Source organism: Deltaproteobacteria bacterium, from assembly GCA_026388545.1.
Classification (GTDB): Bacteria; Desulfobacterota; Syntrophia; order Syntrophales; family UBA2185; genus JAPLJS01.
The window spans coordinates 20,160-35,888 of record JAPLJS010000041.1 but is presented as its reverse complement, the minus strand read 5'-3'; the positions used below and the strand labels follow the sequence as shown (position 1 = coordinate 35,888).

Annotated in this window: 15 protein-coding genes; 11 read left to right on the top strand and 4 right to left on the bottom strand. The window is 46.7% G+C overall.

The genetic code is table 11. The features are described from left to right. Positions 1-55: 55 nt before the first annotated feature. Positions 56-1,072, bottom strand: coding sequence for an alpha/beta hydrolase (locus NTW12_04030; GenBank protein MCX5845514.1), 1,017 nt, complete (start codon positions 1,070-1,072; stop codon positions 56-58). Positions 1,073-1,324: 252 nt separating this feature from the next. Between NTW12_04030 and NTW12_04025 the strand changes: the two genes are divergently transcribed. The 6 genes from NTW12_04025 (at position 1,325) to NTW12_04000 (ending at position 7,207) form a co-directional block, all read left to right on the top strand. Beyond that, complete coding sequence (locus NTW12_04025; protein MCX5845513.1) at positions 1,325-1,747, top strand: MarR family transcriptional regulator; 423 nt, start codon at positions 1,325-1,327, stop codon at positions 1,745-1,747. A gap of 85 nt (positions 1,748-1,832) precedes the next feature. Next, positions 1,833-2,618 (top strand): enoyl-CoA hydratase-related protein, encoded by a 786-nt coding sequence (locus NTW12_04020; GenBank protein MCX5845512.1) that lies wholly within the window; start codon positions 1,833-1,835, stop codon positions 2,616-2,618. A 526-nt stretch (positions 2,619-3,144) separates the two neighbouring features. Then, a complete protein-coding gene (locus tag NTW12_04015; protein MCX5845511.1) occupies positions 3,145-3,924 on the top strand; it encodes a hypothetical protein in 780 nt (259 codons plus the stop codon). Between the two features lie 91 nt (positions 3,925-4,015). Next, positions 4,016-4,477, top strand: a complete 462-nt coding sequence (locus NTW12_04010; protein MCX5845510.1) for a hypothetical protein — start codon at positions 4,016-4,018, stop codon at positions 4,475-4,477. 5 nt (positions 4,478-4,482) lie between these two features. After that, positions 4,483-4,821 (top strand): hypothetical protein, encoded by a 339-nt coding sequence (locus tag NTW12_04005; protein ID MCX5845509.1) that lies wholly within the window; start codon positions 4,483-4,485, stop codon positions 4,819-4,821. Between the two features lie 787 nt (positions 4,822-5,608). After that, complete coding sequence (locus NTW12_04000; GenBank protein MCX5845508.1) at positions 5,609-7,207, top strand: acetyl-CoA acetyltransferase; 1,599 nt, start codon at positions 5,609-5,611, stop codon at positions 7,205-7,207. Between the two features lie 53 nt (positions 7,208-7,260). Here NTW12_04000 and NTW12_03995 read toward each other — a convergent pair whose 3' ends face one another. Then, the gene (locus NTW12_03995) at positions 7,261-7,620 is read right to left on the bottom strand and encodes a hypothetical protein (GenBank protein ID MCX5845507.1); all 360 of its coding nucleotides are present in this window, start codon (positions 7,618-7,620) and stop codon (positions 7,261-7,263) included. A gap of 300 nt (positions 7,621-7,920) precedes the next feature. Here NTW12_03995 and NTW12_03990 point away from each other — a divergent pair, with 300 nt between their 5' ends. The 3 genes from NTW12_03990 to NTW12_03980 all read left to right on the top strand — a co-directional run bounded on the left by NTW12_03990 (position 7,921) and on the right by NTW12_03980 (position 11,502). After that, positions 7,921-8,370 carry a septal ring lytic transglycosylase RlpA family protein gene (locus tag NTW12_03990; GenBank protein MCX5845506.1) on the top strand — a complete coding sequence of 150 codons (450 nt, stop codon included), beginning with the start codon at positions 7,921-7,923 and terminating at the stop codon, positions 8,368-8,370. Between the two features lie 230 nt (positions 8,371-8,600). Continuing rightward, entirely contained in the window at positions 8,601-10,217 is a 1,617-nt protein-coding gene (locus tag NTW12_03985; protein ID MCX5845505.1) for a PAS domain S-box protein, read from the top strand. Between the two features lie 142 nt (positions 10,218-10,359). Beyond that, positions 10,360-11,502: a citrate/2-methylcitrate synthase gene (locus NTW12_03980; protein ID MCX5845504.1), complete on the top strand. Its 1,143-nt coding sequence runs from the start codon at positions 10,360-10,362 to the stop codon at positions 11,500-11,502. A gap of 81 nt (positions 11,503-11,583) precedes the next feature. On the opposite strand, the gene NTW12_03975 is transcribed toward NTW12_03980, so the two are convergent. After that, on the bottom strand, positions 11,584-13,218 hold the full coding sequence (locus tag NTW12_03975; GenBank protein ID MCX5845503.1) for an acetolactate synthase large subunit: 1,635 nt from the start codon (positions 13,216-13,218) through the stop codon (positions 11,584-11,586). A gap of 189 nt (positions 13,219-13,407) precedes the next feature. Here NTW12_03975 and NTW12_03970 point away from each other — a divergent pair, with 189 nt between their 5' ends. Beyond that, positions 13,408-13,989, top strand: coding sequence for a class I SAM-dependent methyltransferase (locus tag NTW12_03970; GenBank protein ID MCX5845502.1), 582 nt, complete (start codon positions 13,408-13,410; stop codon positions 13,987-13,989). Positions 13,990-14,201: 212 nt separating this feature from the next. Here the strand turns inward: NTW12_03970 and NTW12_03965 are convergent, their stop codons facing one another. Then, on the bottom strand, positions 14,202-14,636 hold the full coding sequence (locus tag NTW12_03965; GenBank protein MCX5845501.1) for a cysteine rich repeat-containing protein: 435 nt from the start codon (positions 14,634-14,636) through the stop codon (positions 14,202-14,204). A gap of 609 nt (positions 14,637-15,245) precedes the next feature. Between NTW12_03965 and NTW12_03960 the strand changes: the two genes are divergently transcribed. Next, positions 15,246-15,569, top strand: coding sequence for a nucleotidyltransferase domain-containing protein (locus NTW12_03960; protein MCX5845500.1), 324 nt, complete (start codon positions 15,246-15,248; stop codon positions 15,567-15,569). Positions 15,570-15,729 lie beyond the last annotated feature (160 nt).

The window sequence follows — 15,729 nt, the reverse complement described above, 5'->3', positions numbered from 1 at the left end:
CGATTAATAATGTTCGTAAGGATCGATGTTTCCCAAGATTATTCCGAGGGGAGCTTCAATCGAACGTAAATTGACATGTAAATGCACTAAATGAACTGCGCCAAGCGGCCCAATCGTGCCCTCCATCGGCCCAGAAGACATGCGTAGAATCCATAGCCGAAGCGAGCAGTTGGTGTGCAGCATGGAAACGGTCATCCCGGCCGGCAAGAAGAAAAAGACGGGGGGAGTTTCCCGAAATATCCTGAACACATCTTTTCAGATACATCCAGACATCCCGCTGGTAATTATCACTCATCGTGTCTTTTGGCGACCACTGGAGTAATCCACCTGATCCGGCAATTTCCTTGATAATTGGTTCATCACCCAGAAATGGCCCTAGCAGTATAATGCCCTTGATCAGCCCCGGATGCGCTTGGGAATAGAGCAGAGAGCCTAACCCACCCATGGAGTTACCAAGCAGCCAAACCATGTTGTACCGACCAGCCTGAATCCTCGGCATGACATCCTCATCAATCCGCGTAAGCAACGTGCGATCAATATAAAACCGCAGATCGGCGTCCACTGTCACCGCATCTACAGGAGTTTGATGAGCGCGCACTATGTCGAGAATCCCTTCACGCTTAAAATCGTCCATTGAGCCGCCATAACCTGGGAGGAATATAACAAGCGTCTTTTGTCGCTTCGTGCTGTCAAGCATGTACTCTTTGATTGGGAGAGTCGTGTGATGATAGCAGCCCAGAAGGAACAACACGCTTGCGAGCACCACTGTTATTGGTACAGTAATCGAGACGCAAATACTTTTACCTGCTGTTGATTTCAAACCGATAATCCCTTGGTTTGGCAAACCCATGAGCGGTTTCTCTTCCCGGGAGATGTTGCTGTATTTATCTAAAATAATGATACGATTCCCAGAGAAAGCATTATCTGTTTCCGTATGTGAATCGATCCGGGATTTATCACTGTTACATGGAGTTATATAATCCTGAATCCCGTGTGAGTGGTTACAACTCTTTGTAATATTTGTCAAAGCGATAAACATTTTGTGGTTGAAAAGTGGAGCCCGATCCGGCATAAGAATCTCGTTAAAACGAGAGACCACGCAAGGAGAGGCGCCCGCAGATGGATATATCCCGACAGATTCGGAGAGCGCAACGATAAGGATGAAAAATATGACAATGATTTTGTACGATAAAGCCGGTAAAGGAAAATAATAAAATTTGGGATTTCTTCCTGTTATGTTGATTTTTAGATTTCACTCTTTCATTCAACATTTCAACCCAAAATAAATTTTGACAATAGTTTGATATAAAACTATCATGCACCTATGAAAAAGGATCACATTATCTTTTTGATCGGCCGGATCCAATACAAGGCCAATAGATTCCTAACCCATGAATTGAAGGCCCATCACATCAAAGGACTGGCCCCCTCTCACGGCGAGATTTTGGGATCTCTTATGGTGCGAGGGCCGTTACCTATGTCAGAAATCGCGAGGATTATCGACAAGGACAAATCCACGATTACGGCTCTGGTGAAAAAATTGATCAAAATGGGGTATGTAGAAAAAAAGAGCCATCTAGCCGATAATCGGATCAGCCTCATTGCCTTGACCAGGAAAGGAACGGCATTGAAAACCGACTTTCAGCTTATCGCTCAAAAATTAAGGGTCCAGTCATACATGGGTATCTCGGATGACGAAAGGGAGACGTTAGTCCATCTGCTGAACAAGCTCGACAAGAACCTCTAATTTTTTTGCTAATACAGTTGGATGTCAAACTATTAGCCTAAAGCTGTAAATATTATATATCAACGGAGAGAGGAGGAATGGAAATATGCAGTATGACAACATTATTTTTACAAAAGCGGATCAGGTTGCTGTCATTAAGTTCAATCGACCCAAAGCGTTTAATGCAGTTAATTTTGATTTATTTAACGATCTCATCAAGGCTTTGGAAATCTGCGGAGATGATAAGGATGTAAAAGTTATCGTGATTACGGGTGAGGGCAAAGCGTTCTGCGCAGGGGGTGATGTGGCGATGTTTGAAAGCTCCCCCGACACCAGCGAGACATTGCGGCAATTAACGAAGCTATTAAACTTTACAATCACTGGTATCCGCCGGATATCTAAGCCTGTCCTTGCCATGATCAATGGGACGGTTGCTGGGGTTGGTGTGAGTATTGCTGCAGCGTGTGATTTGAGAATTTGTGCTTCATCTGCAAAGTTTAAGCAAGCTTATACGTCTATTGGCCTGGTTCCAGACGGGGCATGGACCCTTTTGGTTCCGCTGCTGATTGGATTTAATAAAGCCTCAGAGCTGGTCTACATGGACCCTGTATTCGATGCAAAAGAGGCTCTCGAAATGGGACTGGTCAATAAAGTGGTTGATGACAGTGAACTTGAAAAAGAAACCAAGGATATTGCACTGAAGCTTGCTCAAGGCCCAACATTATCTTATTCTATCGTGAAGGAGAACTTCAATAATGCCCTGCTTGCCTTGTTGGAGCGGCAGCTCGAATTGGAGCGAAGAGGAATGATTTGGATAGGCAAAACATCTGATGCGAAAGAAGGAATCGCTTCTTTTATCGGAAAAAGAAAACCCAGCTTTAAGGGGCAGTAAATCTTTAAAGAAACGTTCTGTGTTTCCTCATCGCCAGCTAAACTCAGGTCGCAAGCCTAATATGATGGGAGTTCAACAACTGTAAACCCGCACCACATATGCTCATACTCTAAGAGCTGTCTCATCTGCCGGTGGGGCGGCTCTTACTTTCGAACCGTAATCTTTACTTTTCATCACCAACAGCTGTCAACATTAGTGACACAAACAAACATTTGTATCTTCCTGTAACGTTTCATTTCTGTTTTTATCCATCCATACAAAATTTAACATGGATATCGTCAATCTTCAATAGAAGTGAAAGTCAGTATATTATATTTAGCAAAATCTTTCTTCTCTTTCGATTAGGTAATCATCCAAAAAAAGATATGCATTAAGAGATTTAGAAGACGATATTAAGGTTTCCACCGATGGAAAACGTCCGGCATTAGAATTATAAAAATATAAATGGGCTAATTTTTTCTTCAGACCAGTACAAAGAGATGCGTCAGTAAATATTTGGTAATCCCAATATCAGCGAGGTCAACCGATGAATGTTACTGTTTGTCCCCCGCGGTTATTAAGAATCGTATTTGCAGCTTTTGCTGTTTGGCTTGTCTTTATCACCGTCCCGAAAATTGCCTCAGCCGGTCCGCCTTTTAAAACCGATGACCCGGAACCGGTAGAATACAAGCATTGGGAGATATATCTCGCGTCACAATATAGCCATGATCGAGACCAGAACTCTGCCACACTACCCCACATCGAGATTAACTACGGCCTCGTGCCGAATGTCCAGGTCCATTTAATCGCTCCCTTCCAATATGTAAAGCCGGAAGGAGAGGCGTCGCAATACGGATACGGTGATACGGAGTTCGGCATCAAGTATCGCTTCATCCAGGAAACGAAGTATTTTCCTCAAGTGGGAACATTTCCACTGCTGGAAATTCCCACCGGCGAGTCTTCGAGAGGTTTAGGAAATGGCAAAGCCCAATTTTTTCTGCCCCTCTGGTTCCAGAAGAGCTGGGGGCCATGGACGACCTATGGAGGAGGAGGCTACTGGTTCACATCCGGCGAAGGGAACAGGGACTGGTGGTATTTCGGTTGGCTGTTACAGCGGGAGATCAACAAAAGACTGACTATCGGAGCGGAACTGTACTATAAAACTGCAAGTAAAGCCGATATCGACGAGAGCAAGGGCTACACCATCGGAGCTATCATAAACCTGACGGATAACCACCATATTCTGCTCTCTGCGGGCCAGGATATCTACGGTCCGAACTACTACAACTTTTACATTGCATATCAATTTACCTTCGGTCCAAAGTAAATTATTTCAGAAACAGGTAACGTAGATTTATGAAGTTAAATATTTACTTAAAAAGTATTCAGTATGAAGTTTTACAGAAGGGAAGGAGATTATGTTTATCCAGGGCGTTATGATGAGTCATGTAGCATTGGGTGTTCTGGGCATCATGTGTGTCGTTGCATTGTTCGTGGATGTCTTGAATATTAATGAGGGGAATATTGAGAGGATAAAAAAATTAAGCTTAGCAGTCGCCGTACTGATTGTTCTTGCCTATCTTATCGGAGGATACTGGTATGTGGTTTACTACGGCCATGACAGGGATATCATAAAAGCGGGGCAATGGCCGTGGGCCCACAATTATTTCATGGAAGTCAAGGAGCATATCTTTTTTGTGATATTGCTACTTGGTATATACCTGCCGATCGCCGTCTATAGAAACGTTCCTCTCGCGGAGAAGCAGAAACGCAATCTGGTTCTCGGGATTGCCGCGCTGATAGTTTTATTAGGGTTTTTCATGGAAGGCGCCGGTGGGATCATCAGCAAAGGCGTAACCATGGGACTTATGGGGAGGTAATAGCTATGGAGAATACACCGTTGGAAAAATATACCGCCGGTTTTGGTCTGTCACTGGTCGTAACGAGCCTGCTGAATGCCATTATCCTGATCATTAAGGAGAAGAATGACTCCGTCATGAGTGCTATGAAGGCGGCACTTGGGCATCATTGGACAACGCATGGTGCTATTGTCATTATTGTGTTTTTTGTTCTTGGTTTTATTTTTTCTGGCATGCAGATTGAAACAAAGATAGATTCCCGGAAGATGCTAAAGTACATTATCTGGGCCGTGATCATCAGTGGAGTTATCATTGCAGGGTTTTTCCTGCCCAATTTAAAGCTTGCGGGAGCAATGAAATATTGAGCGCTGAACCCATGGTCCTCTACCCTGTATCATCGAATCCGATGGACGCTCAAAGGAACAACGGCAAAAATGGTCAAGGGGTTATTCGAGAAAATTTATTTGAATGATCCCTTCGTCTGTTCAGAGGAATGACACAGAAGCATACGGATTATAAGCACCATCGAAAATCAGGACCAATCAAATACATCCTTAAGCACCCGGGACTCCGGATCGCCAGGTCAAGTCCAACTGCATCTTTTACCGTATTTCTATTCGTAATTGTGAAGAATTTACAACCATAAGAAGTGTGGACTCGTAGGTGTCAGAAGTTTGCAGCACAACACTAATTTGATCTGATGACGTTCGTGAATTACGAGCTGAAAGGTGCTACATAAATGAATTGATCAGACTTAGCGAGTACAATAAACAACAGAGGACCCGTTTGGGAAATCAAGAGCGTTGATACGTAGGTAAAGGTCATGAGGAAAGAACGCCCTTCCGGTAAAAGGCAAGAGAGACAAGAAACAGAAATTAACTGTTTTTCCTGTTCTCATTTTTATATTACGTATGACATAGCCTTTCCTTATGGTTGTCGGGCGGCAGGTTTCAAGTCGCGGTTAATGCCTTCAAAGGAGATGTACACTATTTCTGGGATAGAGTGTCAACTTTTTACGGAGAAAGAGAAATTACGGTGATGTTATAGTTAAAGAGGGTGGATAATTGATTAAAAAATGTCAGGGTTGACACTGAATCGGTAAATATTCCCGAACATTTGACAAAGTTGCTTCGTTGGCTTATAGTCCCCAGCATGAAATCGAGACCTGTACCAATTCTTGTCGGCGCTGCGCAGTTCACCCAGTCAAAAGATGCCTTTCCTTCCCTTGATCCGCTTGGCCTCATGATCAGAGCCAGTCGAGATGCCTTTGCCGACGCCGGTTCAGACGCCTTGCCCGCAATCATAGATACCGTTTGTGTGGTCAACAGCTTTTCCCGCGATGACGAAAATACACCGCACATGCTCACAAAGGCCTTGGGCGTTAAACCCCGAGATGCCATCTATTCACTGATCGGCGGCAACACACCGCAGAAACTTGTAAACCAGTTTTCCCGTGATATTGCAGCCGGCAGAAAAAGGGCTGTTCTGATCTCCGGTGCGGAAGCTATTTATTCCCTATACCGTCACTCCAGAGGAAAAGCGGCTCTGGATTGGCCGGACAATGAGACCCTCCGTCAACTGAGGGAAAAGGATCTCAAAGCAAATTTTGACACCCTGCTTCACCTTGGCTGTGATCATGAAAAGAGCATCCTCGATACGCAAGGCGGCAAGTATGATGAACCAAACAACAGGGTTGAAGAGGCGTATGATCTTTTTATGCCCCAATTTATGTATCCCTTCTTTGAAACCGCCCTGCGCAGCCTTTCCGGCCGAACACCTGAGGAACACCGTCTCACCATGGGCCGCTGTTATGAACGCCTTTCACGCATCGCCTCACAGAATCCCCATGCCTGGAGCCGGCGAGTACTCTCTGCAGAAGATATCACTCTCGCGACGCCCCGCAATCGCGCTGTAGTCTACCCATACACGTTTCGCATGGTGGCCAACATCAACGTGGACCAATCGGCAGCGCTGATTATGACGAGCGATCAGGATGCTCAGAAGCTCGGCATCGACCGTTCCCGATGGGTCTATCCGATGGGCGGGGCGGAATTGAACAATATATGGCATGTCACACAGCGTCCGCAACTTCATGATTCGCCGGCCATCACGGAAGCATCCCGTCTCGCCCTGAAGCAGGCAGGGCTTTCCTTACATGACATCGATGTCTTCGACCTGTATAGCTGTTTTCCCTCTGCTGTGGAGATTTCACGCCGGGCTATCGGCATTCCGGAAGACGATCCGAGGGACGTATCCGTCACCGGGGGGCTTGCCTATTTCGGCGGTCCCGGCAATAACTATACTATGCATGCCATTGTTTCCGTAGTGAACCGTATTCGCCATGATAGCCGCCTGAAGGCAATGGTAACGGCCAACGGCTGGTACAACTCGAAGCACGCCATCGGCATCTATAGTGCGGAACCTCCCGACTACCCATGGGAGGATCACGATGTTTCTGTCGTCCAGAAGGCAATTGATGCGGAGGCCCTTCCCGATCCCATTGAACGGGTTTCAGGCCTTCTGACGATAGAGGCGTTCATGATTCGCTACGATCAGGACGGGCGGCCGGAAAGGGCTACGGTAATCGGTCGTTTGCAGGACGGTCAACGGGCGCTGGCGGATGTCAGGGCAGATATCGGTGATCTCAGGAAGCTAGAAGGTATCGAAATTGTGGGGAAGACGGGAGAAGTGCGCTATGATGCCGCCTTAGGCCGTAATATGATTAACCTCTATCCGCTTGCGGAGCCTTAAATAGGTTATAGTTTCCGAGGGTGGTAACAACGTGGAGGCAATAACCCGTCAGATTAGCGGATTTTCAGCTCCGAAACCAAATCCAGTATATCATTCGCGGTGTAGAAGAACAATTCATGAGCTGCAACGTACTGTTGCTTGTCCGATGTTTCTTTGAGCACAGGAACAATTTCGATGGTAGTTACATCCAGCCACCGGCCATCCATATTTATGCGCACAACGGCGCCCTGCGCATTACGTTCATGAGGGATGGTGTAAGAGGTCAGCACTCGAGAAACGAAATCGTTCTTTTGTTTGGTTACATAAGCCGCCCTCTGTTGCAGAGCTCGGATTTTACCATATTCCTGAGCGTGAACTGCGGGTAAACAAACAAAAAACAGAATAAATACAAGCACATAAATACGCATTTTCATGACATACCCCTTTCCTTTATAGAGTAGCAGTACAGACTTTCAGTTGATTTTACCGCTACTTTTTCCCATATGCCAGCTAAAGTTTTTGCTTTTGAGATTTTCCTTGCCAAAAACTGCTGATTCAAAGCTCTCCGATGGGAAAAAGCTTGCGTACACACGTGCCCTGTAAGTGCAAAGCTGAAAAAAAGGGGGGAGACCTTAGGTCTCCCCGAGTTAAGGAGTTGTGTCGCAATTTGCCAGGTTCTGCTTGACATTAATCAACCTTTTCGATTAAAATACTCACCCGCAAAGGAGGTACGTATGTTTTTTGCGAATCCGAAGGGGAGCTTGGTGTTCTTAGTTATTGCGTGTCAGCTTGCCCTTCTTGTCGCCACGCTGCCGCTTCAGGCGAAAGAGACTAAAAAACCGCAGACAAGTGCAACAAAGCAAGAGGGTTCTTCCTCAGTAGAGGAGCTGGAGGGCGTGGAGGGAAAAGCCTGCCACTACGCCAAACGTTACAATGGCAGAAGGACCAGTTCGGGCGCGATCCATAACCCACAGAAGCTGACGGCGGCCCATCCAACCCTTCCCTATGGTACTCGGGTAAAGGTTGTGAACCTCGCCAATAACCGATCGGTCGTGGTGACCGTCAATGATCGCTGCCGCAAGCGCAGCTTTGAGTTAATCGATCTCTCGCGTGCGGCGGCTCGTGAACTCGGTTTTCTCGGCAAGGGGGTGGCGCGTGTGCGGATCATTCCCATTGAAGAATAGGCCCCCCGAAAAGTGGTACTCCTTTTTGTAAATTCCATCCTGTAATCAGTGATCAGCATAAGTCAGGACAAGCTTCTGATATCAAGTGATAAACAGCCTCTGATTGACACTATTCCATTTGACATCTCAATGGTTATCCGGTAACTTTTACATAATTTAATAAGTCTCGTAGCAAATACTACCATCTTTTTTTCCAGCCATTACCATTAGTTGCTGCAGGGGGGCGCCAGATGAAAGATAGATCCAGGACAAATGTGGAACTGATCGAAGAGATATCCGTCTTAAAACAGAGAATCCAGGAACTGGAACAATCGGAATCAGTGCGCAAACAGACCGAGGAAGCGTTGCGGGAGAGCGAGGAGCGTTTTCGTGCTTTGAGTGAGAACGCGCCGGACATTATCTACACCATGAATCTTTTGGGGGCCATTACATACGTGAATCCATCCTGGAAGCGAATCTTGGGCCATGACGAAGAAGAAATATTGGGACGGTACTTCATTGAATTTACTAAGGAAGAAGACAAGAGAACCTACAGAAAACTATTCAAAAGCATTCGGGACGAAGGGAAATCCGTCAATAATCACATTGGGGTTATGCTAACAAAAGAGGGAAGGGAGCGGATTTTCAATATGAACAGCGCCTTCAACCTGGACTCGCAAGGTCGTATCATAAGCGTCGTGGGTTCCATGAAGGACGTCACTGAAATGAGAGATATGGAGAAGAAGCTCAATCAAGCCCAGAAGATGGAATCAATCGGGACGTTGGCTGGGGGCATCGCCCACGACTTCAACAATCTGCTCATGGGTATCCAGGGGCATGCTTCCTTGATGCTTCTGGATATCGATCCATCCCATCCCCACTATGAGCGGTTGAAGCGTATTGAAGAGCAGGTGGCAAGCGGGGCAGATTTAACGAAGCAACTGTTGGGATTTGCCCGTGGGGGGAGATATGAGGTGAGGACCACCGCCATGAACGATATCATCAAAAAGACCTCCTCCATGTTCGGCAGAACCAAAAAGGAAATCACCATCCATTTAAAATACGGGAAAGATCTCTGGGCCGTTGAGGTTGACCGGGGGCAGATGGAGCAGGTGTTTATGAATCTCTATGTGAACGCCTGGCAGGCAATGCCCGGGGGTGGCGAGATCTATCTGGAAACAGAGAATATTCTTTTGGATGATGAACGGGTGCTTCCCTACACCATCAAGCCGGGGAAATATGTGAAGACATCCATTACCGATACCGGCATGGGGATGGACGAGAAGACAAGGGAGCGGATATTTGATCCTTTTTTCTCGACGAAGGCTATGGGGCGGGGGACGGGACTGGGACTGGCAACGGTTTATGGCATCATCAAGGGTCACGAGGGTATGATCAATATTTACAGTGAGACTGGGCATGGAACGACGTTTACTATCTATCTGCCGGCTTCGGAAAAGGAAGTAGTCATGAAGAAGGCGGTTGACGAAACAGTCCTAAGGGGTACAGAGACGATCCTGCTGGTGGATGATGAAAAAATGATCCTGGATGTGAGCAAGGAAATGCTGGAATTTCTGGGGTACCGGATCTATATTGCCGGAAGCGGTCAGGAGGCGATCGCCGTTTACCGGGAGAAGAGAAACGACATTAACCTGGTGATTCTGGACATGATCATGCCGGGTATATCGGGCGGGGAGACCTTTGATCGGCTCCGGGAGATCAATCCGGAGATCCGGGTTTTACTATCCAGCGGTTACAGCATCAACGGTCATGCTCAGCAGATCCTGGACCGGGGCTGCAACGGTTTCCTCCAGAAGCCCTTTCACCTGGAAAAACTCTCCCGGAAGGTCAGGGAGATGCTGGACTGAAGGAAAAACGCTTACAAATAAATCTACGTACCAAATATTTCAATGAAGAACGAGTTTTATTTAAAATACGTAAATTCTGACGGTTTCGTCTCAACTTATCATTCCCGCGAAGAAAGATAAATGCTAAAAAGAAGGAGCTCATATGGAAAACAAACCATATTCCAAAGGTCTTGAAGGGGTAGTGGTTGATGAAAGCCGTATTTGTAAAATCGATGGCACGAAAGGAAAACTTTACTATCGGGGCTACTCCATAGAGGATCTTGCTGCCTACTCAAACTACGAGGAAGTGTGCTACCTGCTTCTCTATGAGAAGCTTCCGACTGCCGCTGAGCTGAAGGATTTCTCTCAGCGTATGCGGGAAAGCCGCCCCCTGGTCCCGCCGGTACTGGATATGATACGGTCTTTCCCTGCCTCTGCCCATCCCATGGAATTATTGCAATCATCTGTTTCCTACTTGAGCGGATATGTAAAACACCGCATCGAGCATTCCGCCACCTGCAACTGCCGCGATACACTGTCTCAGGTATCACAGCTTGCCGGCGTTGTTGCCGCGTATGGCCGCTATCGGGAAAACAAGAAATATGTCGCACCGCGCATGGACCTCTCGCACGGGGCCAATTTCTTGTATATGCTCCATGGAGCCGAGCCGGAACCCCTCGAAGGTGAAATCATGGATAAGTGTTTGCTGATCCATGCCGAACATGATTTTAATGCATCCACGTTTGCCGCGCGGGTTGTTGCTTCAACCCTTTCAACCTGCTACTGCAGTATATCGAGCGCCATCGGCGCCCTTTATGGCTCGCTTCATGGTGGGGCAAACCAGCGCGTGATCGAAATGGCCGAGGAAATCGGAGACAAGAATAATGTGGCCGCATGGATGGAAAAAGCCCTTGCCCAGAAGAGGAAGGTAATGGGCATGGGCCACCGTGAGTATAAAGCGAAAGACCCGCGGGCAAACATCATACAAAAATATCTTGTCCAGCTTTCTGAAAAGAAGCAGGACTTTCGGTACTATGAAATTTTGCAGGAAGTTGAAAAAGTATTCCGCGGTAAAATGGAAACTGCCGGTAAGCCCATTTATCCGAATGTGGATTTTTACTCCGGCGCCGTCTATCGCCTGCTGGGTATTCCCGCCATTCTCTTTACCCCGATTTTTGCCGTGGGGAGAGTTGCCGGATGGCTTGCCCATATTCTCGAACAAAGGAGCGACAATCGCATCTATCGTCCGGAAAGCCTGTGGACCGGGCCCGAACCCCGCGACTATATTCCCATTGAAAAACGATAAAGAGCGGTTGAAGTACCTGGAACATACATCGCCTGTTTCTGCTAAGGAGCTGTCACGTAATAACTGTTGCGTGACAGCTCCTTAGCTCTCGCACACAACATTCGCGAGCTCTTTTGAGAACGTCTCGTAGTTGACTGAATAATCAATCGGGCATTCGATAAGGACGGGTTTCTTCAGCGAAAAAGCATTAAGCAAGAGTCTCGACAGGTCGTCTCCCTCCTTCACCTTTATGCCCACGGCCCCATAGCTTTCGGCATACTTCACGAAATCCGGATTCGAATAATCGAGAGCGAATCCCGGAAATCCCTTGCTCTGCTGTTCCCACTTGACGAACCCGAAGGCATTATCGTTCAAGACCAGGACAACGAGGGGAACGTTATACCGCAGGGCGGTCTCAAGCTCCCGGGAGTTCATCATAAATCCCCCGTCTCCCACCACTGCCAGCACGTTTCGATCGGGACAGAGCATTTTTGCCGTAATGCCCGCGGGAAGCCCTGCGCCCATCGTCGCCAGTGCATTGTCCATCAGGATCGTGTTCGGTTTGTATGTTCGATAGAGCCGGGAGAACCACAGCTTATAAATTCCGTTGTCAAGCGTCAGGATGTCCTCATGCGACAGCGCTTCCCGTACACGCCCCACGACCTCCTGCGGCGTCAATGGATACTGCCTTTTGAAATCAAGCGACAGCTTCCGGTTCAGGAATTCACGCACAGCCTTGAACGTCTCGTCGTTTTCCCTTGCGGTGATCATCTCCCCGAGTTGCTTCAGTGAGGAGGAGATATCGCCGATTATGTCGATATCGGGATTGTAGTATTTGTCTATCTCTGCTTCGGCGAAGTCGATATTGATGATCTTCTTGCTGAGATCCCTGTTCCAGACGTACGGCGGATATTCGACGATATTGTACCCGATCGTGATGATGAGATCGGCGCGGTCGATCCCGCAATTCACGTAATCGCGCCGGTGGATACCCGCGGTGAAGAGGCTGTATCCCGATTCATCACTCAGAACGCCCTTCCCCATCTGTGTGTGTATCGCATAGATGCCCGTCTTCTCAACGAACTGCTTCAATTGCCGGTTGACCAGGTTTCTGTTTGCTCCGGACGAGAGGATGATCAGGGGGCGCTGCGCTTTGTTAATAAGCTCAGCCGCCCGGGCGATTGCCTCGAAATCCGGCGCCGACCTTCGCATGTATCCCCGTTTCTGCACCTGCGAATCTGTTTTGCTTGCTGCTACATCCTCCGGCAGCTCAATGTGCACTGCTCCGGGTCGTTCCGCCTGTGCCAGTTTGAAGGCATTCCGCACAATGGTGGGGATGGTATCCGGATCGATGATGGAGACCGAGTCCTTGGTTATGGGCCTCATCAGGTTCACCACGTCAATGAGTTGGAAACGGGCCTGCCAGTTCGCCCTGAGCGGCTTCTGACCGGAGATCGAAACAAGCGGCGCACCGATAAGCTGTGCGTGGGCAACGCCGGTCACAAGGTTCGTTGCCCCGGGCCCCAGCGTCGAGAAGCAAACGCCGGCTTTTCCGGTGAGCCTTCCATAGGTTGCAGCCATGAACGCAGCGGTCTGCTCGTGACGTGTAATGATCACCTTGATCGACGCTGTGCGGAGAGATTCGAGGAAGTCAAGATTTTCCTCTCCCGGCAGACCGAATACGTATTCCACTCCCTCCTCTTCGAGCTGTTTCACAAATAGATCAGACGCTTTCATAGAACATCATGCTCCTTCATTTTTTATAAATAGCGACCTTTAAAAACACCATCCCTCTGTCATTCCCGACCTGATTTCGCTCTTCCCAACAAACTTCCCAACCAGCTTACTCCCCACATAATTACTTTACAATGTGATTATCGTTAGATACAGCTACCATAGCATAGCCTTAATAACAGATACATGAATATGAATAAATTATTCGACCTCCTTTTTTATAGGAAGCGTGTGTGTCCATGGTGGATATGTTTCACCTTTGACAATGTTCTTCGCACGCTGTTCCATGATCCGAATCAAATACTTCGTCCGTATATAAATGAAGGAAACGTGGTCTTGGACATTGGACCGGGGATGGGCTATTTTACAATACCCATGGCAAAGATGGTTGGTGAAAACGGTCGCGTAATTGCGGCGGACATTCAGGAAAAAATGCTCTCCCATCTTAACAAACGGGCGATACGTTCATGTGTGCAGCAGCGCATTGATTTGCAGTTGTGTTCTTCAGATTCGTTAGGCATCAATCGTAGTGTAGACTTTATTCTGGCGTTTTGGATGCTGCACGAAGTACCGTATAAACAGCGATTTTTGGCTGAACTGCTCTCTTTGCTGAAAGATAAGGGAGGTTTTCTCCTGGTTGAACCGAAAATTCATACTACAAAAGCAGACTTTGAAGAAACAGTGCATTTGGCTTTGCAGGCAGGATTTACACTGTACGAGAATCCTAAGATTTCCTTGAGTCGATGCGCCTTGTTTAAAAAAGCCAAAAAATAAATCAATCAATGCAAAGATTGCCATACAGCTTTTCAATTCAACAAGAATGCTATTAATAAAGCCTTCGCGGAGCCTAAAGAGAAATGGCTTGCCACCACTTTGTTATTCCCGTCCCCCGACAAATACATTCGGGGGCAGGCTCTGATCGGTAATCCGGCATCTACCCGTCTCCTCTCACATTGGGGATGGGGAGGGTTTTTAGCGGATAAGACTTATTCTTTTTTCTTTTTCTCTTCCTTCAGAGCTTTTATACTTTCACTGCACGAGGTGGATAATTCATTCTTATGCTCATTCAGGCATTTTTCAATCCCGCCCGGTACGGGGTCGATATCCTTGCAGAATTTGATAACATCTGCCTTACAGGCCTGACGAAACTTTATCTTTTCCCTTATTTCTTCTTTCCTTTCTACTCTTGGTCCTTCCAACTTCGCTTCGTATTCTTTGCACGCGTTGGATAGCTCGCTTTCATGCTCCTCAAGACAATTCATGATGGCTCTCGGGCCGGGTTTGACGTTTTTGCAGAACTTCTCGATATCTTCGGAGCATGGGTTTTTAACCGCTGCGGATGCATTAGTATAGAGCATCAAGCCCAGGCAGAGAAGGCCAACTACCATGGTTACAAAATAAAACCTGTCAATCTTTTTCATCTTTTCCTCCTTTGTATTTCTTGAATTCCTGGAATGAATATTCTGTGATATCTGGTGGCGCGTTTTTATTTTCAATAATCATAGCACATTGCAGAATAAAGGCACAGAAGAAAAAAGTTCACATAATCTCATCTCTGTTCATTCCAACCATCCCTCTATGTCATTTCGAGCCCTTCGGTTTGCTCAGGGTAAACTCCGCGAGAAATCTTCGTTTCTTAATTACCCCTTGACAATTCTACAAGAAAGTGTATTTTTCTCAATCAGTTCAATGATGTATAGCGTCTCTTAAGAAAATTTAACTTTTCACCCCTCCACTGACAAGAAGAGGCAACGCCGTTTTGAAACATAATCCCGCATCTTGCTGTGAGTGCGGGATTTTTTTATTCACTCATTGAAGATTAGACGAGATGGCAAAAAGCAAGACCTAATCCTGCAATGCTTGTTTATATTGGTAGAAGGTTTCGGTAAAAAGGCTTGACTGTTGGATATTACGGAAATATACTTTGCATTAATCTAAGATAGATATCCCGAAGAATTACGAAACTTAGAGAGGGATTTTACAGCAGAAATAGTGAAGGAGATGCTTGCCAAAACCAAAGAGGCCCTTGAATGGATAAGAACTCAGTATTAGAAATAATTCATCGTTTCAAAAAGGCCATTGAATCCAGGGATGTCACGATAAAACAGATAATCCTTTTCGGATCATTTAAAGACGGAACATTTAGAGAGGATAGCGATATTGATCTTGTCGTCATATCCGATGACTTCGATGGAATGGGTTACTGGCAGAGGATCGATTTACTTTCCGAGGCGATTTATGAGATATTTGAACCCATCGAGGCTGTGGCTATAACTTCCGATGAATGGAACAGAAGAGAATTTCCTGTTGCCGATTACGCCTGCAATGGCGAGGTAGTTTACGCAGCGGCGTAAAATTTCATAAAAATAAATGGTTTGATTGTTATTCGATAGTATGACACCAAAATTTACAATACCTCTTTTGTCATTCCCGACCCCCGACAAATACATTCGGAGGCAAGCTCTGATTGGGAATCCAGTCATTTAACGAAAACGCCTTTGCGAGTAGCGTTTC

Coding starts and splice junctions, on each gene's coding strand:
- NTW12_03985 (MCX5845505.1), top strand. CDS start 8,601: ATGAAAGATAGATCCAGGACAAATGTGGAACTGATCGAAGAGATATCC.
- NTW12_03960 (MCX5845500.1), top strand. CDS start 15,246: ATGGATAAGAACTCAGTATTAGAAATAATTCATCGTTTCAAAAAGGCC.
- NTW12_04005 (MCX5845509.1), top strand. CDS start 4,483: ATGGAGAATACACCGTTGGAAAAATATACCGCCGGTTTTGGTCTGTCA.
- NTW12_03995 (MCX5845507.1), bottom strand. CDS start 7,620: ATGAAAATGCGTATTTATGTGCTTGTATTTATTCTGTTTTTTGTTTGT.
- NTW12_03975 (MCX5845503.1), bottom strand. CDS start 13,218: ATGAAAGCGTCTGATCTATTTGTGAAACAGCTCGAAGAGGAGGGAGTG.
- NTW12_03970 (MCX5845502.1), top strand. CDS start 13,408: ATGAATAAATTATTCGACCTCCTTTTTTATAGGAAGCGTGTGTGTCCA.
- NTW12_04015 (MCX5845511.1), top strand. CDS start 3,145: ATGAATGTTACTGTTTGTCCCCCGCGGTTATTAAGAATCGTATTTGCA.
- NTW12_04010 (MCX5845510.1), top strand. CDS start 4,016: ATGTTTATCCAGGGCGTTATGATGAGTCATGTAGCATTGGGTGTTCTG.
- NTW12_04000 (MCX5845508.1), top strand. CDS start 5,609: ATGAAATCGAGACCTGTACCAATTCTTGTCGGCGCTGCGCAGTTCACC.
- NTW12_04020 (MCX5845512.1), top strand. CDS start 1,833: ATGCAGTATGACAACATTATTTTTACAAAAGCGGATCAGGTTGCTGTC.
- NTW12_03980 (MCX5845504.1), top strand. CDS start 10,360: ATGGAAAACAAACCATATTCCAAAGGTCTTGAAGGGGTAGTGGTTGAT.
- NTW12_04030 (MCX5845514.1), bottom strand. CDS start 1,072: ATGCCGGATCGGGCTCCACTTTTCAACCACAAAATGTTTATCGCTTTG.
- NTW12_03965 (MCX5845501.1), bottom strand. CDS start 14,636: ATGAAAAAGATTGACAGGTTTTATTTTGTAACCATGGTAGTTGGCCTT.
- NTW12_03990 (MCX5845506.1), top strand. CDS start 7,921: ATGTTTTTTGCGAATCCGAAGGGGAGCTTGGTGTTCTTAGTTATTGCG.
- NTW12_04025 (MCX5845513.1), top strand. CDS start 1,325: ATGAAAAAGGATCACATTATCTTTTTGATCGGCCGGATCCAATACAAG.